Origin of the sequence: Pseudomonas sp. SCPG-7 (assembly GCF_002156405.1) — a bacterium.
Classification (GTDB): domain Bacteria; phylum Pseudomonadota; class Gammaproteobacteria; order Pseudomonadales; family Pseudomonadaceae; genus Aquipseudomonas; species Aquipseudomonas parakoreensis.
In genome coordinates, this window is sequence record NZ_MVOO01000006.1 from 103,772 (window position 1) to 125,801 (window position 22,030).

General features: G+C 59.1%; 21 protein-coding genes. 11 read left to right on the forward strand and 10 right to left on the reverse strand.

Translation table 11 applies throughout. The annotated features are described in order from the left end of the window. Nucleotides 1-39: 39 nt before the first annotated feature. The 6 genes from glyA to B1722_RS13455 all read left to right on the forward strand — a co-directional run bounded on the left by glyA (nucleotide 40) and on the right by B1722_RS13455 (nucleotide 5,833). The gene (gene glyA / locus B1722_RS13430) at nucleotides 40-1,293 is read left to right on the forward strand and encodes a serine hydroxymethyltransferase (protein ID WP_041065242.1); all 1,254 of its coding nucleotides are present in this window, start codon (nucleotides 40-42) and stop codon (nucleotides 1,291-1,293) included. A 226-nt stretch (nucleotides 1,294-1,519) separates the two neighbouring features. Then, a complete protein-coding gene (locus B1722_RS13435; RefSeq protein WP_041065239.1) occupies nucleotides 1,520-2,092 on the forward strand; it encodes a hypothetical protein in 573 nt (190 codons plus the stop codon). Between the two features lie 82 nt (nucleotides 2,093-2,174). Further along, entirely contained in the window at nucleotides 2,175-2,729 is a 555-nt protein-coding gene (locus B1722_RS13440; RefSeq protein ID WP_041065236.1) for a hypothetical protein, read from the forward strand. Nucleotides 2,730-2,996: 267 nt separating this feature from the next. Then, nucleotides 2,997-4,310 carry a C4-dicarboxylate transporter DctA gene (locus B1722_RS13445; protein WP_086792875.1) on the forward strand — a complete coding sequence of 438 codons (1,314 nt, stop codon included), beginning with the start codon at nucleotides 2,997-2,999 and terminating at the stop codon, nucleotides 4,308-4,310. Nucleotides 4,311-4,394: 84 nt separating this feature from the next. Next, nucleotides 4,395-5,099, forward strand: a complete 705-nt coding sequence (locus tag B1722_RS13450; RefSeq protein ID WP_025108765.1) for a FadR/GntR family transcriptional regulator — start codon at nucleotides 4,395-4,397, stop codon at nucleotides 5,097-5,099. Nucleotides 5,100-5,122: 23 nt separating this feature from the next. Beyond that, the gene (locus tag B1722_RS13455; protein WP_086792877.1) at nucleotides 5,123-5,833 is read left to right on the forward strand and encodes a GntR family transcriptional regulator; all 711 of its coding nucleotides are present in this window, start codon (nucleotides 5,123-5,125) and stop codon (nucleotides 5,831-5,833) included. A gap of 122 nt (nucleotides 5,834-5,955) precedes the next feature. Here B1722_RS13455 and yjiA read toward each other — a convergent pair whose 3' ends face one another. From yjiA to B1722_RS13470, 3 genes are all read right to left on the reverse strand, one after another. Continuing rightward, the gene (yjiA, locus tag B1722_RS13460) at nucleotides 5,956-6,927 is read right to left on the reverse strand and encodes a GTPase (protein ID WP_086792879.1); all 972 of its coding nucleotides are present in this window, start codon (nucleotides 6,925-6,927) and stop codon (nucleotides 5,956-5,958) included. 164 nt (nucleotides 6,928-7,091) lie between these two features. Further along, nucleotides 7,092-7,289 carry a YbdD/YjiX family protein gene (locus tag B1722_RS13465; protein WP_003228401.1) on the reverse strand — a complete coding sequence of 66 codons (198 nt, stop codon included), beginning with the start codon at nucleotides 7,287-7,289 and terminating at the stop codon, nucleotides 7,092-7,094. A 15-nt stretch (nucleotides 7,290-7,304) separates the two neighbouring features. Beyond that, nucleotides 7,305-9,371, reverse strand: a complete 2,067-nt coding sequence (locus B1722_RS13470; RefSeq protein ID WP_086792881.1) for a carbon starvation CstA family protein — start codon at nucleotides 9,369-9,371, stop codon at nucleotides 7,305-7,307. A gap of 159 nt (nucleotides 9,372-9,530) precedes the next feature. Here B1722_RS13470 and B1722_RS13475 point away from each other — a divergent pair, with 159 nt between their 5' ends. After that, the gene (locus B1722_RS13475; RefSeq protein WP_041065221.1) at nucleotides 9,531-9,899 is read left to right on the forward strand and encodes a PilZ domain-containing protein; all 369 of its coding nucleotides are present in this window, start codon (nucleotides 9,531-9,533) and stop codon (nucleotides 9,897-9,899) included. Nucleotides 9,900-10,051: 152 nt separating this feature from the next. Here the strand turns inward: B1722_RS13475 and radA are convergent, their stop codons facing one another. Genes radA through katB form a run of 3 tightly spaced genes read right to left on the reverse strand, consistent with a single transcriptional unit; the run spans nucleotide 10,052 to nucleotide 13,601 of the window. Further along, nucleotides 10,052-11,419: a DNA repair protein RadA gene (radA, locus tag B1722_RS13480; protein WP_003228407.1), complete on the reverse strand. Its 1,368-nt coding sequence runs from the start codon at nucleotides 11,417-11,419 to the stop codon at nucleotides 10,052-10,054. Between the two features lie 43 nt (nucleotides 11,420-11,462). Then, nucleotides 11,463-11,999: an ankyrin repeat domain-containing protein gene (locus B1722_RS13485; RefSeq protein WP_041065218.1), complete on the reverse strand. Its 537-nt coding sequence runs from the start codon at nucleotides 11,997-11,999 to the stop codon at nucleotides 11,463-11,465. 60 nt (nucleotides 12,000-12,059) lie between these two features. Then, nucleotides 12,060-13,601 (reverse strand): catalase KatB, encoded by a 1,542-nt coding sequence (katB, locus tag B1722_RS13490; protein ID WP_041065216.1) that lies wholly within the window; start codon nucleotides 13,599-13,601, stop codon nucleotides 12,060-12,062. A gap of 286 nt (nucleotides 13,602-13,887) precedes the next feature. On the opposite strand from katB, the gene mscL reads away from it, so the two are divergent. Next, nucleotides 13,888-14,301 carry a large-conductance mechanosensitive channel protein MscL gene (mscL, locus tag B1722_RS13495; RefSeq protein WP_007963760.1) on the forward strand — a complete coding sequence of 138 codons (414 nt, stop codon included), beginning with the start codon at nucleotides 13,888-13,890 and terminating at the stop codon, nucleotides 14,299-14,301. A 43-nt stretch (nucleotides 14,302-14,344) separates the two neighbouring features. Here mscL and B1722_RS13500 read toward each other — a convergent pair whose 3' ends face one another. Next, nucleotides 14,345-15,121 carry a ferredoxin--NADP reductase gene (locus B1722_RS13500; RefSeq protein WP_086792883.1) on the reverse strand — a complete coding sequence of 259 codons (777 nt, stop codon included), beginning with the start codon at nucleotides 15,119-15,121 and terminating at the stop codon, nucleotides 14,345-14,347. Nucleotides 15,122-15,452: 331 nt separating this feature from the next. Between B1722_RS13500 and B1722_RS13505 the strand changes: the two genes are divergently transcribed. Both B1722_RS13505 and B1722_RS13510 read left to right on the forward strand, forming a co-directional pair. Beyond that, on the forward strand, nucleotides 15,453-16,181 hold the full coding sequence (locus B1722_RS13505; protein WP_041065211.1) for an autoinducer binding domain-containing protein: 729 nt from the start codon (nucleotides 15,453-15,455) through the stop codon (nucleotides 16,179-16,181). Nucleotides 16,182-16,331: 150 nt separating this feature from the next. Then, nucleotides 16,332-17,456: a class I SAM-dependent methyltransferase gene (locus B1722_RS13510; protein WP_041065209.1), complete on the forward strand. Its 1,125-nt coding sequence runs from the start codon at nucleotides 16,332-16,334 to the stop codon at nucleotides 17,454-17,456. 75 nt (nucleotides 17,457-17,531) lie between these two features. Here the strand turns inward: B1722_RS13510 and B1722_RS13515 are convergent, their stop codons facing one another. The 3 genes from B1722_RS13515 to B1722_RS13525 form a co-directional block, all read right to left on the reverse strand. Beyond that, nucleotides 17,532-17,699: a DUF2474 domain-containing protein gene (locus B1722_RS13515; protein ID WP_007963754.1), complete on the reverse strand. Its 168-nt coding sequence runs from the start codon at nucleotides 17,697-17,699 to the stop codon at nucleotides 17,532-17,534. Between the two features lie 83 nt (nucleotides 17,700-17,782). Beyond that, nucleotides 17,783-18,790 (reverse strand): cytochrome d ubiquinol oxidase subunit II, encoded by a 1,008-nt coding sequence (gene cydB / locus B1722_RS13520; protein ID WP_086792885.1) that lies wholly within the window; start codon nucleotides 18,788-18,790, stop codon nucleotides 17,783-17,785. Nucleotides 18,791-18,793: 3 nt separating this feature from the next. Then, complete coding sequence (locus B1722_RS13525) at nucleotides 18,794-20,236, reverse strand: cytochrome ubiquinol oxidase subunit I (protein ID WP_041065206.1); 1,443 nt, start codon at nucleotides 20,234-20,236, stop codon at nucleotides 18,794-18,796. A gap of 549 nt (nucleotides 20,237-20,785) precedes the next feature. On the opposite strand from B1722_RS13525, the gene B1722_RS13530 reads away from it, so the two are divergent. Then, entirely contained in the window at nucleotides 20,786-22,024 is a 1,239-nt protein-coding gene (locus B1722_RS13530; RefSeq protein WP_041065200.1) for an MFS transporter, read from the forward strand. The last annotated feature ends 6 nt before the right edge of the window (nucleotides 22,025-22,030 follow it).

Here is a 22,030-nt window from a genome sequence, read left to right on the forward strand (position 1 = left end):
AATGCCCCCCTTTTCTGCCCCCGATCCTTGAGGACCGCCATGTTCAGCCGTGATTTGACTATTGCCAAGTACGACGCCGATCTCTTTGCCGCCATGGAGCAAGAAGCTCAGCGCCAGGAAGAGCACATTGAGCTGATCGCTTCGGAAAACTACACCAGCCCTGCGGTGATGGAAGCTCAAGGCTCGGTACTGACCAACAAATACGCCGAAGGCTATCCGGGCAAGCGCTACTACGGTGGTTGCGAGTACGTTGACGTCGTTGAACAACTGGCCATCGACCGCGCCAAAGAGTTGTTCGGCGCCGATTACGCCAACGTTCAGCCGCACGCCGGTTCGCAAGCCAACGCCGCTGTTTACCTGGCCCTGCTGCAAGGTGGCGACACCATTCTGGGCATGAGCCTGGCCCACGGCGGTCACCTGACCCACGGCGCCAGCGTTTCCTCCTCCGGCAAGCTGTACAACGCCGTGCAGTACGGCATCGACGCCAATGGCCTGATCGACTACGACGAAGTCGAGCGTCTGGCCGTTGAGCACAAGCCGAAAATGATCGTGGCCGGTTTCTCTGCCTACTCGCAGATTCTGGACTTCCCGCGCTTCCGTGCCATCGCGGACAAAGTCGGTGCCTACCTGTTTGTCGACATGGCTCACGTGGCCGGTCTGGTCGCCGCTGGCGTCTACCCGAACCCGGTACCTTTCGCTGACGTCGTGACCACCACCACGCACAAGACCCTGCGCGGTCCACGTGGCGGTCTGATCCTGGCGCGCGCCAACGCCGACATCGAGAAGAAGCTGAACTCTGCAGTATTCCCGGGCGCCCAGGGTGGCCCGCTGGAGCACGTGATCGCTGCTAAAGCGATCTGCTTCAAGGAAGCGCTGCAGCCTGAGTTCAAGGCTTACCAGGAACAAGTGGTGAAGAACGCCCAGGCCATGGCCGAAGTGTTCATCGCGCGCGGTTTCGACGTGGTTTCCGGCGGTACCAAGAACCACCTGTTCCTGCTGTCGCTGATCAAGCAGGACATCTCCGGTAAAGACGCCGACGCCGCGCTGGGCAAAGCGTTCATCACCGTGAACAAGAACTCCGTGCCTAACGATCCACGCTCGCCGTTCGTCACTTCCGGCCTGCGCTTCGGCACTCCGGCTGTGACCACTCGTGGCTTCAAAGAGGCAGAGTGCAAAGAGCTGGCCGGCTGGATCTGCGACATCCTGGCTGACCTGAACAACGAAGCGGTAATCGACGCCGTTCGTGAGAAAGTCAAAGCCATCTGCAAGAAACTGCCGGTATACGGCGCTTGATGCGACGTTAAACCAGCAGCATGAAAAACCGGCCAAGTGATTGGCCGGTTTTTTTTCGTCTGCGTGAAAGTCGCTGCCGCCTCACTTAAAACTTGAAACAACAACTTCAAAGAAAAACAGGACACCAACAAAACTTAGCTGTTAGTGTTAAAAACAGAACACGCAACAGCAACTAAAAATCCACACAAAACAAAGAAACACCCATCAAAAACTCAAGGAAGAGTTCATGACAACAAACAGGCAAAAGTCATTTATCGCAACACTAACACTGGACCAGCACCATCTGAACGTCCTGGGCGCGCTTTATGAAAACCCAGTCTTGCGTTATGACAATTCATTTTCCGGCGGTTTTTATACAGGCGCCCCCAAAACGATCGATGATGCCCATCTATTGGGTTGCCGCCCCCAAAGGGAAGTAAAGAATGTTCAACCCATGAACATTTATTTTCGCTGCACTGATGACTATTACCACCTTTACATACGCGACCACGCCACGCACACCGGCTATTGCTTGAGCAAGGGTCGCGCCGGGGTATTAGGGGCTTTTCTGCCGGCGGGCAGCGATACCACCTCTTTCAACTTGCTGAGCCACGATAACCGGATCATCACCTTGCAGGATATGGGCGGTGATCGTCAGCGAGTGCGGCTCAAGGCACGCAACGCAGGCCAGATAACAGCGCTGCGTCGACGAGGCGCGCCCTACACCTACCTGGCCGAGACGGATAACACAGGCCTGCCATTCACATTGAACATCATCGAGCGCAATGCATCGTTTCTCAGTGATCCCGACGAAATCTGACATCAACGTTCAAATATTCAATATTTACGCCATTGAACAGTCCGCTGTTTATTTATCAGCACTCAAATAATCGAGAAATACCATGAGCACCAATCAGGAAAAATCCTTTATTGCAACATTGAGCACTCGCTATGGCTACCCGCACTTCCCCAAGTTGACGTATGGCAGAAAGGTCACGACTCCGCGTCCTGATTATGAAGCTTTTACGTTCTCCCACCACCTGGATGTTTCAAACTATCTCTTTCTCAAGCCGGATGTTGCACCGGACGCACTGACTCTTTACTTCCGCTGCCTTGACGACTACTACACTATCTATATCTTCACGCCAGGCGAGTACTACTACAGAACCATCAGCCGTGAAGAAAAAGATTTCTTGAACTCTTATGCAACCGAAGATGGAGACCAGACCACGTTCAACTTGCTCAATGCCAAGGGCAATATCATCACGCTGGATCAGATCGAAACGGATACGCCCACCGTCAGAATCCAGACCCGAAGCGGCGCGCTGTTGTGCGCCGGGCAAAGTCGCAACAAGCATGACCCCAGAGTCGGCACGTTCGTACGCACCAACGCGAACCGCAGCGCCGGTGTTCTCGACTTCAAGCTCAATATCCTGAAGCGCAACGTGCCTTACTGAGCAGATTGAAATCCGCCAGCGTCAGCACAAACCAGCCCGGCCGAACATCGCCGGGCTTTTTCGTTGCGCACCGGCTCCACAGCAACACCGTGCAAAGCACCACTGGTCAGACCGGTCATGCCAATTTCCGACCTCCCTCTTGTATTTCAAGAAATCCCGCGCGTAGACTGCGCCTGCACTGGACATACCGGTAAGACCACAATAATTAAGTCCTGAATCTGATGTGCTCCGCACACGGCAACCAGGACACCGACCAGGATTCCTCCCATGCTCAGATGGTGCTCGCGTTCAATCTTCCTCCAAGTGGTTCTCGGACTGGTGCTCGGCATCATCTGCGGACTGACCCTTCCCGAATATTCCGCTCAGCTCAAACCCTTGGGCGACGGCTTCATCAAACTGATCAAGATGCTGATCGGCCTGATCGTGTTCTGCGTGGTGGTCAGTGGCATCAGCGGCGCAGGGGATCTGAAGAAGGTCGGGCGTATCGGCCTCAAATCGGTGATCTATTTTGAAGTACTGACCACCATTGCGTTGGTGATCGGTCTGATGTTCGCGTTCAGCACCGGGATCGGCAGCGGCGCGAATATCCATCTGGAGCAGTTGTCCGCCGCTGACATGGGCGATATCGCCGAACGCGGCCAGCACATGCACACCACCACGCAGTTCCTGATGGACCTGATCCCGACCTCGGTGCTCGGCGCCTTTGCCGACAACAACATCCTGCAGGTGCTGCTGTTTTCGGTGCTGTTCGGCAGCGCACTGAATCTGGTGGGTGAAGCGGCCTCCGGGATCTCACGGCTGATCAACGAGCTGAGCCATGTGATCTTCCGCATCATGGGCATGATCGTACGCCTGGCGCCCATCGGCGTGTTCGGCGCCATCGCCTTCACCACCAGCAAGTACGGCCTCGATTCGCTGCAGCACCTGGGCAGTCTGGTCGGCTTGTTCTACCTGACCTGCGTCGCGTTCGTCAGCGTGATCCTCGGTGTGGTGATGCGTGCCTCGGGCCTGCGCCTGTGGCCACTGCTCAAATATCTGCGTGAAGAGCTGCTGATCGTCATGGGCACCGCCTCCTCCGATGCCGTGCTGCCGCAGATCATGCGCAAACTCGAGCATCTGGGCATCGGCAGCTCGACGGTCGGGCTGGTGATTCCCACCGGCTACTCGTTCAACCTCGACGGTTTTTCGATCTACCTGACGCTGGCCATTGTGTTCATCGCCAACGCCACCGGCACGCCACTGGCGATGACCGACCTGCTGACGATTCTGCTGGTGTCGCTGATCACCTCCAAGGGTGCCCACGGCATTCCCGGTTCGGCGCTGGTGATTCTGGCGGCGACACTGACAGCGATCCCGGCGATTCCGGTGGTCGGGCTGGTGCTGGTGCTGGCGGTGGACTGGTTCATGGGCATTGGCCGGGCGCTGACCAACCTGATCGGCAACTGTGTCGCCACCGTGGCCATCGCCCGCTGGGAAAAGGACATCGACGTACAACGCGCCAACAAAGTACTCAGCGGTCAGCAGGGCTACACCTTTCAACCGCGTAAAACCGGAACTCCGGCGCACCAGCAAGAGTTCTGATTTTCAACCCTGCAGGAGCTGCCGCAGGCTGCGATCTTTTGATCTTGTTTGCGGCATCCCCTATAGGCTTACGGAGCTAGACAAGTGATCACCACATCAACCGTCGTCAACTCAGTCGTAGAAAAACTGCGCGCCGCCCTCGCTCGTGGTCAGTGGCGCTCCGGCGACATGCTGCCGGGCCAGCGCGAACTGGCCGAACAACTGGGCATCAGCCGTCCGAGCCTGCGCGAAGCGGTGATCGTTCTGGAGACCCTGGGCCTGGTCCGTTCGATGCCGGGCAAAGGCGTGGTAGTGCTCGACGCCCAGCTCAGTGACAGCCAGAGCCACGACAGCGCGGTCGCCGGCGCCAGCCTCGAAGACGTGCTGCAACTGCGCTACACCCTTGAGCCGTTCATTGTTGGCCTGGTCGCGCAGTCGATCAGCAGCAAGGAAGTCGGCCAGTTGCGCCTGACCCTGATGGACATGCGCGAAGCCCTTGAAGCGGGCGACAGCGAAGCCGGCGTCAGCGCCTACATCGCCTTCCACGAAGAGCTGTTCACCCTGACCTCAAACCCGATTTTCCAGAGCGTGGTGCAGCAGACCAGCAATGCCCTCAAGCAAAGCGCCGAAGTGCTGCGCAATTCGCCTGAGCATCTGGCCGAGCGCCTGGAAGAAAACGAAGCGGTGGTGCGCGCGATCCGCAGCAAGAACAGCGCTCAGGCCAGCGCCGAAATGCGTCGGCACATCCTGCGCGAAGGCCAGCGGATGGGCATCGAACTGAATATCCCGGAAGACAACCTCAGCCACTGAAGAACTCACACTGGAGACCGGCCATGAACAGTCTTGCCACGTCGCCGCGCACTCGTCAGATGTCGGCACCTCTGCCCTTCTCGCGCCTGCGAGCGCCGGCAGATGCTCTGTACCCGCGGCTGTTCGAGGCGATTCTGGACCGGCGAATCGACCCGGCCAGCCGCTTCACCGAAGACAGTCTCAAGCAGATGTTTGGCGTCAGCCGCGCCGATGTACGCCGGGTACTGACGCAGTTGTCCCATGAGCAGGTGATTGTGCTGCGCGCCAATCATCGGCCGCGAGTTGCCGCACCGGATGCAGAGCAGACCCGACAAACCCTGCACGCTCGGCGCCTGACCGAAGCGACGCTGGTGCGTCTGGCTTGTCAGAATGCGTCGGCGGAGGGTTTGAAACGCTTGCGCACGCTGGTCGAACGCGAACGCCTGGCCGTGGTTCAGGAACGGCGTGCGGCGGCGATTCGTTTGTCCGGCGAGTTTCATCTGCAGTTGGCACAGATGGCGGGGAATGCACCGCTGGCGCATTTCCTTGGTAGCCTGGTGCCGTTGACGTCGCTGGCGATTGCGCGGTGTGACGGATCAACGCCAGGTTGTTGCGCGTGGCAGGAGCATTCGGCGATTGTCGAGGCGGTTGAATGTGCAGATGGGGTTAAGGCCAGTCTACTGATGAATCGGCATCTGGATGATCTGGAGCAAACGCTGCTGGAGCCAACCGTCAAGCATTGCGTTGTCGGTTGAATCGCCATCGCGGGCAAGCCCGCTCCCACAGGGTTATCGTCGTTCACAGATTGTGTGTACACCTATAAACCTGTGGGAGCGGGCTTGCCCGCGATGGCGTCAGCCCTGACACCGAAGAACCATCAGGCAGAAGCCACCTTGGCAAACCCCGCCCGAATCTTCTCTTCCGGCAAATCATCGGCAATAAACACGATCACACTTTCCCGCGCCTCACCCTCGGCCCACTCGGTGTCCCAGTCGAAACCGTAGAGTTTCAGCACGCCCTGGAACACCAGGCGCCGATCCTCGCCAGCGATGTTCAGCACTCCCTTGTAACGCAGCAATTGCTTGCCGTGCTCTTCCAGCAACTCATTCATGAATTCGCTGAGCCGATCGATATCCAGCGGCTGGTCCGTGCGCAGCACCAGGCTGGAGATGCGATCGATGGAAGGCGCCTTGCTCACCGGACGCAGGCTGACCCCGCCCCCCAGATCGGCGTTGAGGTTGAAACCACGCACATCAAGCAGTTCCGCCAGATCGATGTTGCCGTGCTCGACCACGCGGATTGGTGCACGGCGGTTGATTCGCGTCAGGCGTTCGCTCAGTGCATTCAACGTGGCCTCATCCACCAGGTCAGTCTTGCTGACCAGCAAGCGGTCGGCGAAGCCGATCTGTGCCTGGGCGATGGTCTGGGTCAAGTGCAGGTCGGCGTGGACGGCGTCGACCAATGTGATGATACCGTCGAGCAGATAGCGCTCGCGCAGCTCTTCATCGATGAAAAAAGTTTGCGCCACAGGCGCTGGATCGGCCAGCCCGGTGCATTCGATCACCAGCCGGTCGAAGGCGATTTCGCCGCTGTCCAGGCGTTCGAGCAGCAGGTACAGGGCCTTGGTCAGATCAGTGTGAATGGTGCAGCAGACGCAGCCGTTGGCCAGGGTCATGACTTGCACCGGCTGGTCGCCGAGCAACTGGGTGTCGATGCCGGCGTCGCTGAATTCGTTCTCGATCACGGCGATTTTCAGACCGTGCTCGGCTTTCAGCAGATGGCGCAGCAAGGTGGTCTTGCCGGCACCGAGAAAACCACTGAGTACCGTCACGGGTATGGGAGAAGACAAAACAGATCCCCTTCACAAAATGAATGAACAACACAAAAACAAATGTGGGAGCGAGCTTGCTCGCGAAAGCGGTGTGTCAGTCAAATCATTCATCAACTGACACTCCGCATTCGCGAGCAGGCTCGCTCCCACAAGGGGGATTGCATCAACCGCAGGCTGTCAGCTCAACAGCACTTCGGCCCACCCTTGCCACCGTAACGTGCTTCCTGACGCTCGCGAAAGAACATCTCGTAGCTCATCACCGGCTTGTCCGGGTGTTTGGTTTGCATATGCTCGACGTAGGTGTCGTAGTCGGGCATGCCGACCATCAGGCGCGCGGCCTGACCGAGGTATTTACCGAGGCGACTCAGGTCATTGAACATGGTGCAATCCTCTGGTTACGCGTCCGGCAGGGCCTGGAATGGCGATTCTTTATCCGTACGCTCTTTTTTGCCCCAGGCGGCAATGCCGACCTTGAGCGCGTAGAACAGGATGCTGAAGACCACGAACAGGAACAGCGCGGTGAGCGTTGCGTTGGTGTAGGCGTTGAAGATCACGTGCTGCATCTGCTCGATGCTCTTGGCCGGAGCAATGACTTGGCCGGCGGCCAGGGCATCGCTGTACTTCTTGGCCAGCGACAGGAAGCCGATCGCCGGGTTGGCGTCGAACAGCTTGATGAAGCCCGCAGTCGTGGTGCAGATCAGCAGCCAGGCGGCCGGCAGCAGGGTGACCCAGATGTAGCGCTGGCGCTTCATCTTGATCAGGACCACAGTGCCGAGCATCAGCGCGATACCCGCCAGCATCTGGTTGGAGATACCGAACAGCGGCCACAGGGTGTTGATGCCGCCCAGCGGATCGATCACGCCCTGATACAGCAACCAGCCCCACATCGCCACACAACCGGCGGTGGCGATCAGGTTGGCGGTCCACGATTCGGTGCGCTTGAGCGCCGGAACGAAGGAGCCGAGCAGGTCCTGCAGCATGAAGCGCCCGGCACGGGTGCCGGCGTCCACAGCAGTCAGGATGAACAGTGCTTCGAACAGGATCGCGAAGTGGTACCAGAACGCCATGGTGTTTTCACCCGGCAGGACACTGTGCAGGATCTGCGCGATACCGACCGCCAGGGTCGGCGCACCGCCGGCACGGGCGAGGATGGTGGTTTCACCGATGTCATGGGCAACCGCTTGCAGCGCCTCAGGCGTGATCGCGAAGCCCCAACTGCTGACCATCTGTGCCACCGATGCCACGTCACCACCGACCACCGCGGCCGGGCTGTTCATGGCGAAGTACACGCCCGGCTCGATCACCGAAGCGGCAACCATCGCCATGATCGCCACAAACGATTCCATCAGCATGCCGCCGTAACCGATGTAACGGGCGTTGGTTTCGTTATCCAGCAGCTTCGGCGTGGTACCCGACGAGATCAGTGCGTGGAAACCGGATACTGCACCGCAAGCGATGGTGATGAACAGGAACGGGAACAGACCGCCCTTCCACACCGGCCCGGTGCCGTCGACGAACTGGGTCAGCGCCGGCATTTTCAGCTCGGGCATGGTCACCAGAATACCGATCGCCAGAGCGATGATGGTGCCGATCTTGAGGAACGTCGACAGGTAGTCGCGTGGCGCGAGGATCAGCCACACCGGCAACACGGCGGCGACGAAGCCATAACCGATCAGCATCCAGGTGATTTGCACACCGGTGAAACTGAAAGCCTTGGCCCACACCGGATCAGCGGCAATCTGCCCACCGAGCCAGATCGAACCGAGCAGCAGCAACACGCCGATGACCGAGATTTCGCCGATGCGACCCGGGCGGACGTAGCGCATGTAGATGCCCATGAACATCGCGATCGGGATGGTCGCCATCACGGTGAAGATGCCCCACGGGCTCTCGGCCAGGGCCTTGACCACGATCAGCGCCAGCACCGCAAGGATGATGATCATGATCAGGAAGCAGCCGAACAGGGCGATGGTGCCGGGGATGCGGCCCATTTCTTCACGGACCATGTCGCCCAGGGAACGGCCGTTGCGCCGGGTCGACATGAACAGGACCATGAAGTCCTGCACCGCGCCCGCCAGCACCACCCCGGCAATCAGCCACAACGTGCCGGGCAGGTAGCCCATCTGCGCCGCCAATACCGGGCCGACCAGAGGTCCTGCGCCGGCAATCGCGGCGAAGTGGTGACCGAAAAGAATGTGTTTGTTGGTCGGCACATAGTCCAGACCGTCGTTGTTGAGCACGGCGGGGGTGGCCCGACGTGGATCGAGTTGCATCACATTGTTAGCGATGAACAGGCTGTAGTAACGGTACGCAACCAGATAAATGGCCACTGCCGCGACCACGATCCACAAGGCGTTGATAGCCTCGCCTCGGCGCAATGCCACTACGCCCAGGGCGCACGCTCCTACGATTGCCAGCACTAGCCAGGGTAAGTGGCGTAGCAGGCTATTATTATTTTTCATTTTATTATTCCAGCCAGGGTGGACAAGAAAGACAGACACCCCGAGTTTAGCGCTTACGGCGCCAAAGGCCATACCCCGACGTTGGTCTAGACGCCTTGTCGATTGGCAGCCACCCGCCGGTCGGGTCTATAGTCAGCGAACGCTTCCGAGGATTGCGCCATGAGCGAACAACCAGCCAATCGCCGTCGCTTCAAACGTATTGCGTTCGATGCCAGAACCGAGCTGAGTCAGGGCCAATTCATCTGGCCGGTGAAGTTGATCGATCTGTCCCTCAAGGGGCTGCTGATCGAACGGCCGGAGCCGTGGCTCGGGGACAAGGAGCAGGATTTCTTCGTCGACATTCATCTGAGCGATGACGTGGATATTCAAATGGATGTGCATCTGGCCCATGAGGATCACGGCCAACTGGGGTTTGTCTGCCGGCATATCAGCCTGGAATCGATCCAGCGCTTGCGGCGGTTGATCGAACTGAATCTGGCGGATGAGGCCGAACTGGAGCGCGAACTGGGCGCTCTGATCGAAATCTAGCCCCCAAAATCAACCTGTGGGAACACTCTTGTGGTGAGGGGATTTATCCCCGATGGGGCACGGAGCGGCCCCGATAAATCCGGGTCTGCTGCGCAGCCCATCGGGGATAAATCCCCTCACCACAGGTTTTCATTCAATCAAGGGAATGGCAGCTATTCGAACAGTGCGTCGAGCGCCTGCTCCAACCGGGTCACGGCAATGATCTGCAGTCCCGCCGGCGCCTCTTTCGGCGCATTGCCTTTGGGCACAATTGCGCGTTTGAAGCCATGCTTGGCCGCTTCCTTCAAGCGCTCCTGACCGCTCGGCACCGGGCGTACCTCGCCGGACAAACCGACCTCGCCAAACACCAGCAGATCATGCGGCAGCGGCCGGTTGCGCAGGCTCGACATCACCGCCGCCATCAACGCCAGGTCGGACGCGGTTTCCAGCACCTTCACCCCGCCGACCACGTTGAGGAACACGTCCTGATCGTGGGTCGGGATGCCGCCGTGCCGATGCAATACCGCCAGCAACATCGCCAGACGATTCTGGTCCAGACCCAGGGTGACCCGGCGCGGGTTGGCCAGATGACTGTCATCGACCAGCGCCTGCACTTCCACCAGCATCGGCCGCGTGCCTTCCCACGTGGCCATGACCACACTGCCCGGGACTTCCTCTTGGGCACGGGTGAGAAAAATCGCCGACGGGTTGGAGACTTCTTTCAGGCCCTTGTCGGTCATGCCGAAGACGCCGAGTTCGTTGACCGCGCCGAAACGGTTTTTCACCGCCCGCAGCAAGCGCAAACGCCCGTCCGATTCACCTTCGAAATACAGCACGGTATCGACCATGTGCTCCAGGACTCGCGGGCCGGCGAGCGCGCCTTCCTTGGTGACGTGACCGACGAGAAAAATCGCCGTGCCGCTCTGCTTGGCATACCGCACCAGCAACGCCGCACTCTCACGCACTTGCGATACACCACCCGGCGCTGATTGCAGCTGTTCGGTGAAAATGGTCTGGATCGAGTCGATCACCATCACCTTGGGTTTTTCCTGGCGGGCGGTGGCGATGATGGTTTCGATGCAGGTTTCGGTCATCACCCGCAGTTGATCCTGCGGCAGTCCGAGACGGCGGGCACGCATGGCCACTTGTTGCTGCGATTCTTCGCCGGTGACGTACAGCGCCGGCATGCTCTTGGCGAGGTTGCACAGTGTCTGCAACAGGATCGTCGACTTGCCGATGCCCGGGTCACCGCCGATCAATACCACCGAGCCGTCGACCAGACCGCCACCCAGGACCCGGTCCAGCTCACCGGACGCGGTAGAGAAACGCGGAATCTCTTCGATGCTGACTTCGGCCAGGGTCTTGATCTGCGCCTGCTGCCCGGCCCAGCCGGTACGCCCGGTGGGCGCCGTGGCGCCGCCGCTCTCGATCATGGTTTCGGTCAGGGTATTCCAGGCGCCGCACTCGCCGCACTGGCCCGCCCATTTGGGAAAGGTTGCGCCGCATTCGGTGCAGCCGTACATGCGCTTGGCCTTGGCCATCTGGATCCCCCGGCAAAAACCGCGATGATAACGCAGCCACCGCTCAGCGCGGCACGGCGGTGCGGATTTCGCCGTTGGCCAGACGCGCGGCGCTATTGCCCAGCGGATCCTCGGCATTGAGGTCGGCGCCCTTGGCCTTGAGCGCGTCGAGCAGTTCGATGCGCTTGAACAACCCGGCGTACATCGCCGCCGTCTGGCCTGCGCCATTACGTTGATCGGGGCTGCAATCGGTGGCCATCAGGCGGCGGGCGATCTGGATCTCGCCCTTGAAAATCGCGCCCATCAGCGCCGTGTTGCCGCGTTGATCCTGCGCACAGGCATCAGCACCTGCCACCAGCAATCGCTCAACTGCCGCACCCTGGCCGTGATACGCCGCCAGAATCAGTGCGGTGTAGCCCTTGCTGTCGCGGGTATCGAGGGAATAACCGGACTCGATGAAGGTCTCGAGCATCGGCACATCACCACGCCGGGCCGCATCGAAATAGTAATCCTGCAACTGGGCCTTGATCGCCTCGGGGTTCTGTTCGGCCAGCGCTGTACATGACAGGCAACCGAGCAGCAATAACAGACAAAATCGCATCAGCCTTCTCCTTGAGCAGAACGGGGCCTGCATCAGGCCCCGCGTTGCATGGCGTCGAGATCAGTCGACCAGTTTCGCTGCCAGCGCCTTGACCCGGCTCAGGTCACCCTTGGCCACTTTCGTCACGCCAGTGCCGTATTCCGGATCGGCCTTATAAAGGAAGGACAGGATGATGTGCTTGCTCTCGTCATCGGTGGTGGCCAACGAGCCGCCGAAGCTGGCAATCAGGTCCTGACGTTCCTGCTGGCTGAACGAGCGGTACAGATCACCGGCCTGCTTGAAGTTCTGCTCGCGCTGAATCTTCGCCTGCTGGGTGCTGCCGGACAGCGCCAGCTGGCTGTAACGCGCACTTTGCTGCTCTTCACGCGGTTGCAGGCGGCTTGGCTGATAGTTCACGCCAGACTGCGTAGCACCGAAGTTCATCGCACCGTCCTGATTGCCATTGTTGACGGCAACTTTGGGCGCGTTGATCGGCAACTGCAGAGCATTGGCTCCCAGACGATACATTTGCGTATCGGCATAAGAGAACACTCGGCCTTGCAACAGACGATCTTCCGAAGGTTCGATACCCGGCACCACATTGGCCGGGGCCATCGCAACTTGTTCGGTTTCCTGGAATACATTGGCCGGATTACGGTTCAACACCATTTGTCCAACTTTTCGCTCAGGAACATTCGGCCAGATTTTGGTAGCGTCCAATGGATCGAAATCAAACTTGGACAAATCTTGTGGATTCAGCACTTGGATGTACAAGTCCCATTTCGGGAAATCACCCTTGTTGATATGACTGACCAGATCATTAGTCATATGACTGTAATCCTTGCCCTGAACTTTCTCGACTTGTTCAGGTGTCAGGTTTTTGATGCCCTGCAAACTTTTCCAGTGGAACTTCACATAGTGCACTTCGCCTTTGGCGTTCACCAACTTGTAGGCATGCACGCCATTACCGTCCATCTCCCGATAACTGGCTGGAGTACCCGAATTGGAATACAGCTCGGTCAGCGTGCGAGTGGCTTCCGGCACGTGGGAGAAGAAGTCGAAACGACGCGAGTCATCGTCCAGGTTGGTGCGTGGATCGGGTTTGAAGGCGTGAACCATGTCCGGGAACTTGATCGCATCGCGGATGAAGAAGGTCGGGAAGTTGTTGCCCACCAGATCCCAGTTGCCATCGGCGGTGTAGAACTTGGTGGCAAAACCCCGTGGATCACGCAGGGTTTCCGGAGAGTGGTTGCCATGCACCACGGCGGAGAAACGCACGAACACCGGTGTGACCTGGCCAGCGGCGAATACTTTGGCCTTGCTCAAATCGCTGAGGTCGTTGGTCACGGTGAAGGTCCCGTGAGCCCCGGTGCCGCGGGCATGCACCACGCGCTCGGGAATGCGCTCACGGTCAAAACGCTGGAGCTTCTGGATCAGTTGCACATCCTGCAGCAACACCGGGCCGGTGGCACCGGCGGTCTGCGAATTCTGGTTGTCGCCGACCGCGGCACCGTTATCACGGGTCAGGGGTGCAGCGTGCACGGAGAAAGTCAGCAAGCTGGCGGCCAGCACGCCGAAAGTACGGCGATGGGGAAAAGCCCCCAGTCCAAGAGTGGAGTTCATATCAGGTTCCTCTGGTTTTTTTGGGCGCATCCAGGTGCGCAAACCAGAGGCTAGAGGGCTATGGCGGTGAACATAAATAGAAAGTTCGTAACTCGACGATTGAAAAAAATGGCTTTGTGATCAGCGTTTTACGGCGTATTTCGCGCGCGATTAGTGGCACTTTGCAAACTAATCGTTGATTCATGTGTCGATAAAAACGGGCATTGTAAGAAGGTGTTTCGCGCAGGACGCGTTTTGCTGATTTACACTGCGTACACCAACCTCATCTGTAACAAGGAAATAACCTATGGGCGTGCTAAGTGAGTTCAAGGCCTTCGCGGTCAAAGGCAATGTGGTCGACATGGCCGTCGGTATCATCATCGGTGCAGCCTTCGGCAAAATCGTTTCGTCGTTTGTCGGCGACGTGATCATGCCGCCAATCGGCCTGTTGATCGGTGGGGTGGACTTCAGTGATCTGGCCATCACGCTGAAAGCCGCCGAGGGCAACGCCCCAGCCGTGGTACTGGCTTACGGTAAATTCATTCAGAGCATTCTGGACTTCGTGATCGTCGCCTTTGCGATCTTCATGGGTGTGAAAGCCATCAACCGCCTGAAACGCGAAGAAGCCGTGGCCCCTTCCCTGCCGCCGGTTCCAACCAAAGAAGAAGAGTTGCTCGGCGAGATCCGCGATCTGCTCAAGGCGCAGAACAATCGGCCTTGACGGCTTCATGAATGAAAACGGCGCCTGATGGCGCCGTTTTTTTTTACCAGTAATTTTCCACCGCCACCTGACCGGGCCGCCGCGCCAGGCTCAGGCTCATGTGGCGTTTCTTCAACAACGCGCGGGTGTCATCAATCATCTGCGGATTGCCGCAAAGCATGACGCGCGAGTGCTCGGGGGTCAGTTCCACGCCGGCCTCACGTTCCAGTTCGCCGCTTTCGATCAACGTGGTGATGCGACCGTGCAAGGCGCCAGGCCAGCGTTCGCGGGTAACCGTGGGGATGAACCGTAATTTATGGGCATGCTCTGCCAGGTAATCACGTGTGGAAAGCTCAGCGATCAATGATTGATAGGCCAGCTCCCTTGCCTCGCGCACGCTGTACACCAGAATAATTCGCTCGAAACGCTCCCACACTTCGAAATCCTGCAGGACCGACAGAAACGGCGCCACGCCGGTCCCTGTGGATAACAACCACAGATCCCGGCCGTCGACAAAACGATCCGGCGTCAGGTATCCAAAGGCCTGGCGCTCCACCAGCACGGTATCGCCGACCTGCAACCGGCTCAGTTCACTGGTGAATTCGCCACCCGGCACCACAATAGAGAAGAACTCGAGAAACTCGTCGAAGGGTGAAGAAACCATCGAGTAGGCACGCCACACCGTGCTGCCATCCGCCTTGGTCACGCCCAAGCGGGCGAATTGTCCTGCGCGGAACCTGAAACCCGTATCGCGCGTGGTGCGCAAGGTGAACAGGCTGGGGGTCAAGGGCTGCACGTCGAGCAAGGTCTGGGCAGTAAACTTTTCTGCACTGACAGTCATGGGCCACTCCACTGTAAAGAACCCAGACAGTTTCGCGCAAACTGACACTGTAAACACCACTGTTTTTGTAATGTCTTTTCATTTAGCGAAGCCAATGAGAAACAAACCCAGATACAACCAATGGAGAAACTTTCATATCTCAATCTGAAATTGAATGACACCTTGAATACAACGCTCTACTACGGACTAATAACATTATTGCAATCAAACTTCTCTGCAAAGAGCAAAAAAGTTCAACGCCAACTGTAGGACATGTCCTACACTCGGTTGCGTGATGGATTCATTGGATCCAAACAGCCCAGCGCGTAAAACGACTCACGGAGAGTTTGTGATGGAAATGTGGAAGGAGTCGCAATTAAAGCAACTGACTTTCGCGAGAGAAATAGAGACCGCTTATCCGATCCTGCTGAGATTCGCTCAAAACATAGGCTTCAACTTTTGTGCTATCTCTTTGACATCAAACAATCGGAACGCTGACTTTAAAGCCTTGCAAATCAATAACTATCCCAAAGAATGGAATAATCTCTATGAACAGAAAAGCTACAGCAAAGTTGACCCGGTAGTCATACACTGCAACCAGTCAATGCTGCCGATTGTCTGGACCGAAAAGTTGTTTGCGCCAACTCCACAGTTGTGGGACGCACAACAGGAACATGGATTGCGCCACGGCTGGTCCCAGTCGTTTCACCATGAAGCCAGCGGGCTGTGCAGCACGCTCAGCCTTGTCAGGAAAAATGGTCCTCTGAGCCCGCTCGAGTTGTACGAGCATTTTGGCTACATGTTTTACGCGACCAGTCATCTGAGTGATCTGTTTGCCAGAACCCTGCCCACAGCCCCGCAAAAACCCCAACAACCGCACCTTTCACCGCGGGAACTGGAAGTGCTGAAGCTCTCGGCGCTCGGCAAAACAGCCTATGAAATCGCCAGGATCCTCTGCCTGAGCGAACGAACCGTGAATTACCACGTGCAAAACGTGATTATCAAACTGAACGTCTGCAACAAAATCTCCGCCGTCATCGCCGCCAGCCGCTGTGGCCTTCTCGACGCCCCCTCCGCCTAAAAGCCACGGGTATTTCAACAGAAAAAAACGTACCATTTGAGGCCTTCCCGAGTGATGACGTGAGCAGTGACGTCGTATTGCACTCGGACGGTTCCGCCGCATATTCCCTTGGCCGCGGGCCACCCGTTGATTATCCAGAGTCCCCGCCCCATGCCTTTGCTCGACACGCCCTTTGCCCAACTCGACCTGATCCGCCAGCCCGAGCAGCAGAATGAACCTCTGCAAGCCTTCGACGCGGCTGACGAGTACCTGCTCAATCATCTGGCCGCGCAACAACCGGCCGCAGACACTCGGGTATTGGTACTCAATGACAGCTTCGGGGCCTTGGCAGCGAGTCTGGTGGGCAAGGTTCAGGTCAGCAGCAGCGGCGATTCGTTTCTCGCGTTCCAGGGTCTGGAAAAGAATCTGGTACGCAACGGACTGCCATTCGATGCGGTGCGCGGCGTTGCGGCGAGTGAGCCGTTGACCGGGCCGTTCGACAAGGTGTTGATCCGCGTCCCCAAGACGCTCGCACTGCTGGAAGAGCAACTGATCCGCCTGCAAGGGCAACTGGCCCCCGGCGCCGAAGTGGTGGCAGCGGCCATGGTCAAACACTTGCCGCGCGCCGCCGGTGATCTGCTGGAGCGTTACATTGGCCCGGTACACGCTTCACTGGCGGTAAAAAAGGCTCGCCTGCTGATCGCGACACCCGAGGCCAAAGCCCCGGCGACCTCGCCTTACCCGTCGCGCTACCAGCTCGACGAGCCGGCCATCGAGTTGCTCAACCACGCCAACGTGTTCTGCCGTGAAGGTCTGGATATCGGCACCCGGGCCTTTCTCCCGCACCTGCCCAAAAACCTCGGCAGCGCCCGGGTCGCCGACCTTGGCTGCGGAAACGGCGTACTGGCCATCGCCAGTGCTCTGCACAACCCTGACGCACACTACACGCTGGTCGACGAATCGTTCATGGCCGTGCAATCGGCTGCGGAAAACTGGCGCGCCGCGCTCGGCGAGCGCGAAGTGATCGTGCGCGCCGGCGATGGTCTGGCCGGACAGGAGCCGCAATCGCTGGACGTGGTGCTGTGCAATCCGCCGTTCCATCAGCAGCAAGTGGTCGGCGATTTCCTCGCCTGGCGCATGTTCCAGCAGGCCCGCGAGGCGCTGGTGGTAGGCGGTGCGTTGTACATCGTCGGCAACCGGCACCTGGGCTATCACAGCAAGCTGGCGCGGCTGTTCCGTGGCGTCGAGCAAGTGGCAGCCACACCGAAATTCGTGATTCTCAAAGCCCGCAAGTAAAGCGTCAGGCAAAAAAAACCCTCCGCGGTACAGAGGGTCATAAAACCGTGCCCAAGGGCAGCGGGACGGGATGTTTCAGTGTGTGGTAAGGCCGGCCGCGTTCATGAACAGGCGCATCAGGCTGGCGGCAATGAACAGCGCGCCGACGCTGCCGATCCAGATCAGGGCCAACCAGCCGAGCCGCTGCCACAGCGGCTTTTTTTCGGCTTCTTCAATCTCGTGCAGGGAATGTTTGCCGTTCATTGCATTGTTCCTCTTGGGCGATGGCGTCGCTGAGGACGCCACCGCGAGCCGGCTTGCTCTCACAGGGTGAGCAGAGCGAGAGATCAGTGGTAACCGTCTTCATGGGTGACCTTGCCGCGGAACACGTAGTAGCTCCAGAAGGTGTAACCCAGGATGAACGGAATGATGAACAGCGTACCAACCAGCATGAAGCCCTGGCTCTGCGGCGGTGCGGCGGCGTCCCAGATCGAGATCGACGGCGGCACGATGTTCGGCCACAGGCTGATGCCCAGACCGCTGTAGCCGAGGAAAATCAGCACCAGGGTCAGCAAAAACGGCATGTAGTTGGCGTTGCGCGCCACCGCGCGGATCAGCCCGTACAAGGTGACCAGCACCAGAATCGGCACCGGCATGAACCAGAACAGGTTCGGCATGCTGAACCAGCGAGTGGCAATTTCCGGGTGGGCCAGCGGCGTCCACAGGCTGACGATACCGATTACGGCCAGCAGCACGAAGGCCAGCGGCCGCGCCAGGTTGTGCATCTGCTCCTGCAACTTGCCTTCGGTCTTCATGATCAACCAGGTACAGCCGAGCAAGGCATAGGCCACCACCAGCGCGGCGCCGCAGAACAGGGTGAACGGTGTCAGCCAGTCCAGTGAACCGCCGGTGTATTGTCGATTGACCACCGGCAAACCGTCGATGAACGCCCCGAGTGCCACGCCCTGGAAGAACGTCGCCGCCACCGAACCGCCGATGAACGCCTTGTCCCACAGGTGACGTTTGTCGTCCTTGGCCTTGAAGCGGAACTCGAATGCCACGCCGCGAAAAATCAACCCGATCAGCATGAAGATCAGCGGCAGGTACAGCGCCGACAGCACCACCGAATAGGCCAGCGGGAACGCGCCAAACAACGCCGCGCCGCCCAATACCAGCCAGGTTTCATTGCCGTCCCACACCGGGGCGACAGTGTTCATCATCACGTCACGGTCGGTCTTGCCCGGGATGAACGGGAAGAGAATCCCGATCCCCAGGTCGAAACCGTCCATGACCACGTACATCATGATGCCGAAGATGATGATCACGGCCCAGATCAGCGGAAGATCAATACCCATGAGTCAAATCTCCTTTTCCAGGCTGCGCGGCGAGTCAGCGTCGGCGCCTTCGTCATCGGCGGCGGACAACGGCCGCGCCGGGGTGCGTTTCTGGCCGGGACCCCCTTCGTTGGTCTCCTTGCCTTCGTCAGTTTTCGGCCCTTTGCGCACCAGGCGCATCATGTAGCCGAGCCCCGCACCGAACAGCGCGAAATACACCACAACGAACATGATCAGGGTGATGCTCATCTGCATGAAGCTGTGATTGGACGAAGCATCCGCCGTGCGCATCAGCCCGTAGACCACCCACGGCTGCCGACCGATTTCAGTGGTGAACCAGCCAGCGAGGATCGCGATCAGGCCGGACGGCCCCATCCACAACGCCAGATACAGGAACGGGCGTGAGGTGTAGAGCGTGTCGCGCTTGCGCAGCCACAGGCTCCACAGACCGGTGAAGATCATCAGGAAACCGAGGCCGACCATGACCCGGAACGACCAGAACACGATGGTCGAGTTTGGCCGGTCTTCTGGCGGGAACTCCTTGAGCGCCGGCACCTGCTTGTCCAGCGAGTGGGTCAGGATCAGGCTGCCGAGGTACGGGATCTCCACGGCGAATTTGGTTTTCTCTTCTTTCATGTCCGGCCAGCCGAACAGGATCAACGGCGTCGCTTCGTTGCCTTTGTTTTCCCAATGGCCTTCGATTGCGGCGATTTTCGCCGGCTGGTGCTCAAGGGTGTTGAGGCCGTGGAAGTCGCCGATCACGGCCTGGATCGGCGCGACGATCAGTGCCATCCACATCGCCATCGACAGCATGGTGCGGATCGCCGGGTTGTCCCTGCCGCGCAGCAAGTGCCAGGCCGCTGACGAGCCGACGAAGAACGCCGTGGCGACGAACGCCGCCGTCGCCATGTGCATCAGGCGATACGGGAACGAGGGGTTGAACACGATGGCCAGCCAGTCGGTCGGGATCACTTGACCGTTGACGATCTCGAAGCCTTGCGGCGTCTGCATCCAGCTGTTGGACGCGAGAATCCAGAACGTCGAGATCAGCGTGCCGATCGCCACCATCACCGTGGAGAAAAAGTGCAGTTTTCGTCCGACCTTGTTCCAGCCGAACAGCATCACCCCGAGGAAACCGGCCTCAAGGAAGAACGCGGTGAGCACCTCATAGGTCAGCAACGGTCCGGTGACGGAACCGGCGAAGTCCGAGAAACGGCTCCAGTTGGTACCAAACTGGTAGGCCATGACCAGACCAGAGACCACCCCCATGCCGAAGTTGACGGCAAAGATCTTCGACCAGAAGTGGTACAGGTCTCGGTAGGTGTCGTTATGGGTTTTCAACCACAGCCCTTCGAGCACCGCCAGGTAGCTCGCCAGACCAATGGTGATGGCCGGGAACAGGATGTGGAACGAGATGGTAAATGCGAACTGAATTCGGGCGAGATCGAGCGCCTCTAAACCGAACATAAGTCTTCCTCTGTCAGGTAATACCGGCGATGGGGCTTGTGGCCCCTGCACCTACTGCCCCCACGGATATCGAGTGCGGCGAATTCTGATTCGTTCTTTTTTAATAACCATCGCAACGCAGGGAGTCTGGCCGTCGGGCCACCAGACCATGGCCCGGGAGGGTCTTGATCTGGATCAAGCAACGTTAAAAGAGTAGTCCCATTTCCGACGAAGAACGGCGTGGTCGTTTGCCGCGTGACAAGTTGCCTCAGCGCCTGAGTAACGCTCTGAAATACATCCCCCAGATCCAGAAAACCGTCCTGTGGCGAGGGAGCTTGCTCCCGCTCGGCTGCGCAGCGGTCGTAAAAAGGTTTTCCAGCGCTTGCCCGAAGGTATGATTTCGCTGCGTTGGGGCCGCTTCGCGACCCGGCGGGAGCAAGCTCCCTCGCCACAGAGAATGGGGTACCCGGATAATCGATGTTTGGCTAACTAAATTTTTCGTCATGGCAACTTCCTGTTACAGACTGGTGATAACCTCACCCTTCCGCCCCGAGCCAGACCTGCCTTCAGATGCCCAGCCAAGAGCCCCTGCTGTTACGTCACCATCGTCCGTTTCTCGCGTTCTGGTTCGCCCGGATCTTCACCGCCAGCGGCTTTCAGATGCTCACGGTGGCGATCGGCTGGAATCTGTATCAGTTGACCGGCAACGTGCTCGACCTGGGCCTGGTCGGTCTGGTGGAATTCGCGCCACGGGTGCTGTTCATGCTGCACACCGGTCACGTCGCCGACCGCTATGACCGGCGCCGGGTGGCGGCGATCTGTCAGTCGTTGCAGGCGTTGATTGCCTTGGCACTGGCCATCGGCAGTGCGACCGATCACGTGACCCGGGAAATGATCTTCGTCCTCGCCTTCCTGCTCGGCGGCGCGCGCTCCTTCGAGCTGCCGACTACCCAGGCGCTCCTGCCAAGTATCGTGCCCAGCGCCCTGTTTCCACGCGCGGTCGCCGCAGCGCAATCGGCTCAACAGTCAGCCACCATCGTCGCCCCGGCCCTCGGTGGCTTGCTTTACGCGTTTGGCAGTGTCTGGGTCTACGGCCCGACGGTGTTGCTTTACGTCATCGCCTGCACCTTGATGCTCAACCTGCCCGCGCGACAGACGCCATTGAACAAAGGCAAAGCCACGCTCGACTCGTTGCTGGCGGGCATCCGTTTCATTCGCAGCCGCCCGGACATTCTTGGGGCGATCTCGCTGGACTTGTTCGCCGTGCTGCTCGGCGGCGCCACCGCGTTGCTGCCGGTGTTCGCCAAGGACATTCTGCTCACCGGGCCGTGGGGCCTGGGCCTGCTGCGTTCGGCGCCTGCGGTCGGCGCGCTGGGGATGTCGCTGTTTCTGGCGCGATTCGCCGTCGAGCGCAACGTCGGGCGCGTAATGTTCACCGCCGTCGGCGTCTTCGGCGTGGCGACCATCGCCTTCGGCCTGTCGACCTCGTTCTGGTTCTCACTGGCGGTGCTGGTGGTGCTCGGCGCGGCGGACATGATCAGCATGGTGATCCGCGCCTCCTTCGTGCAACTAGAAACCCCGGACGAAATGCGCGGCCGGGTCAGCGCGGTGAACGGCCTGTTCATCGGCGCCTCGAATCAGCTCGGCGAATTCGAATCCGGCCTCACCGCACACTGGTTCGGCACCGTCCCAGCCGTGGTGATGGGCGGGATCGGCACACTGGTGGTCACCGGAACGTGGATCAAACTGTTCCCGACCCTGGCCAACCGCGACCGGATGCATGTGCCGGTGGAGGAGGCGAAGGTTTGAGACTCC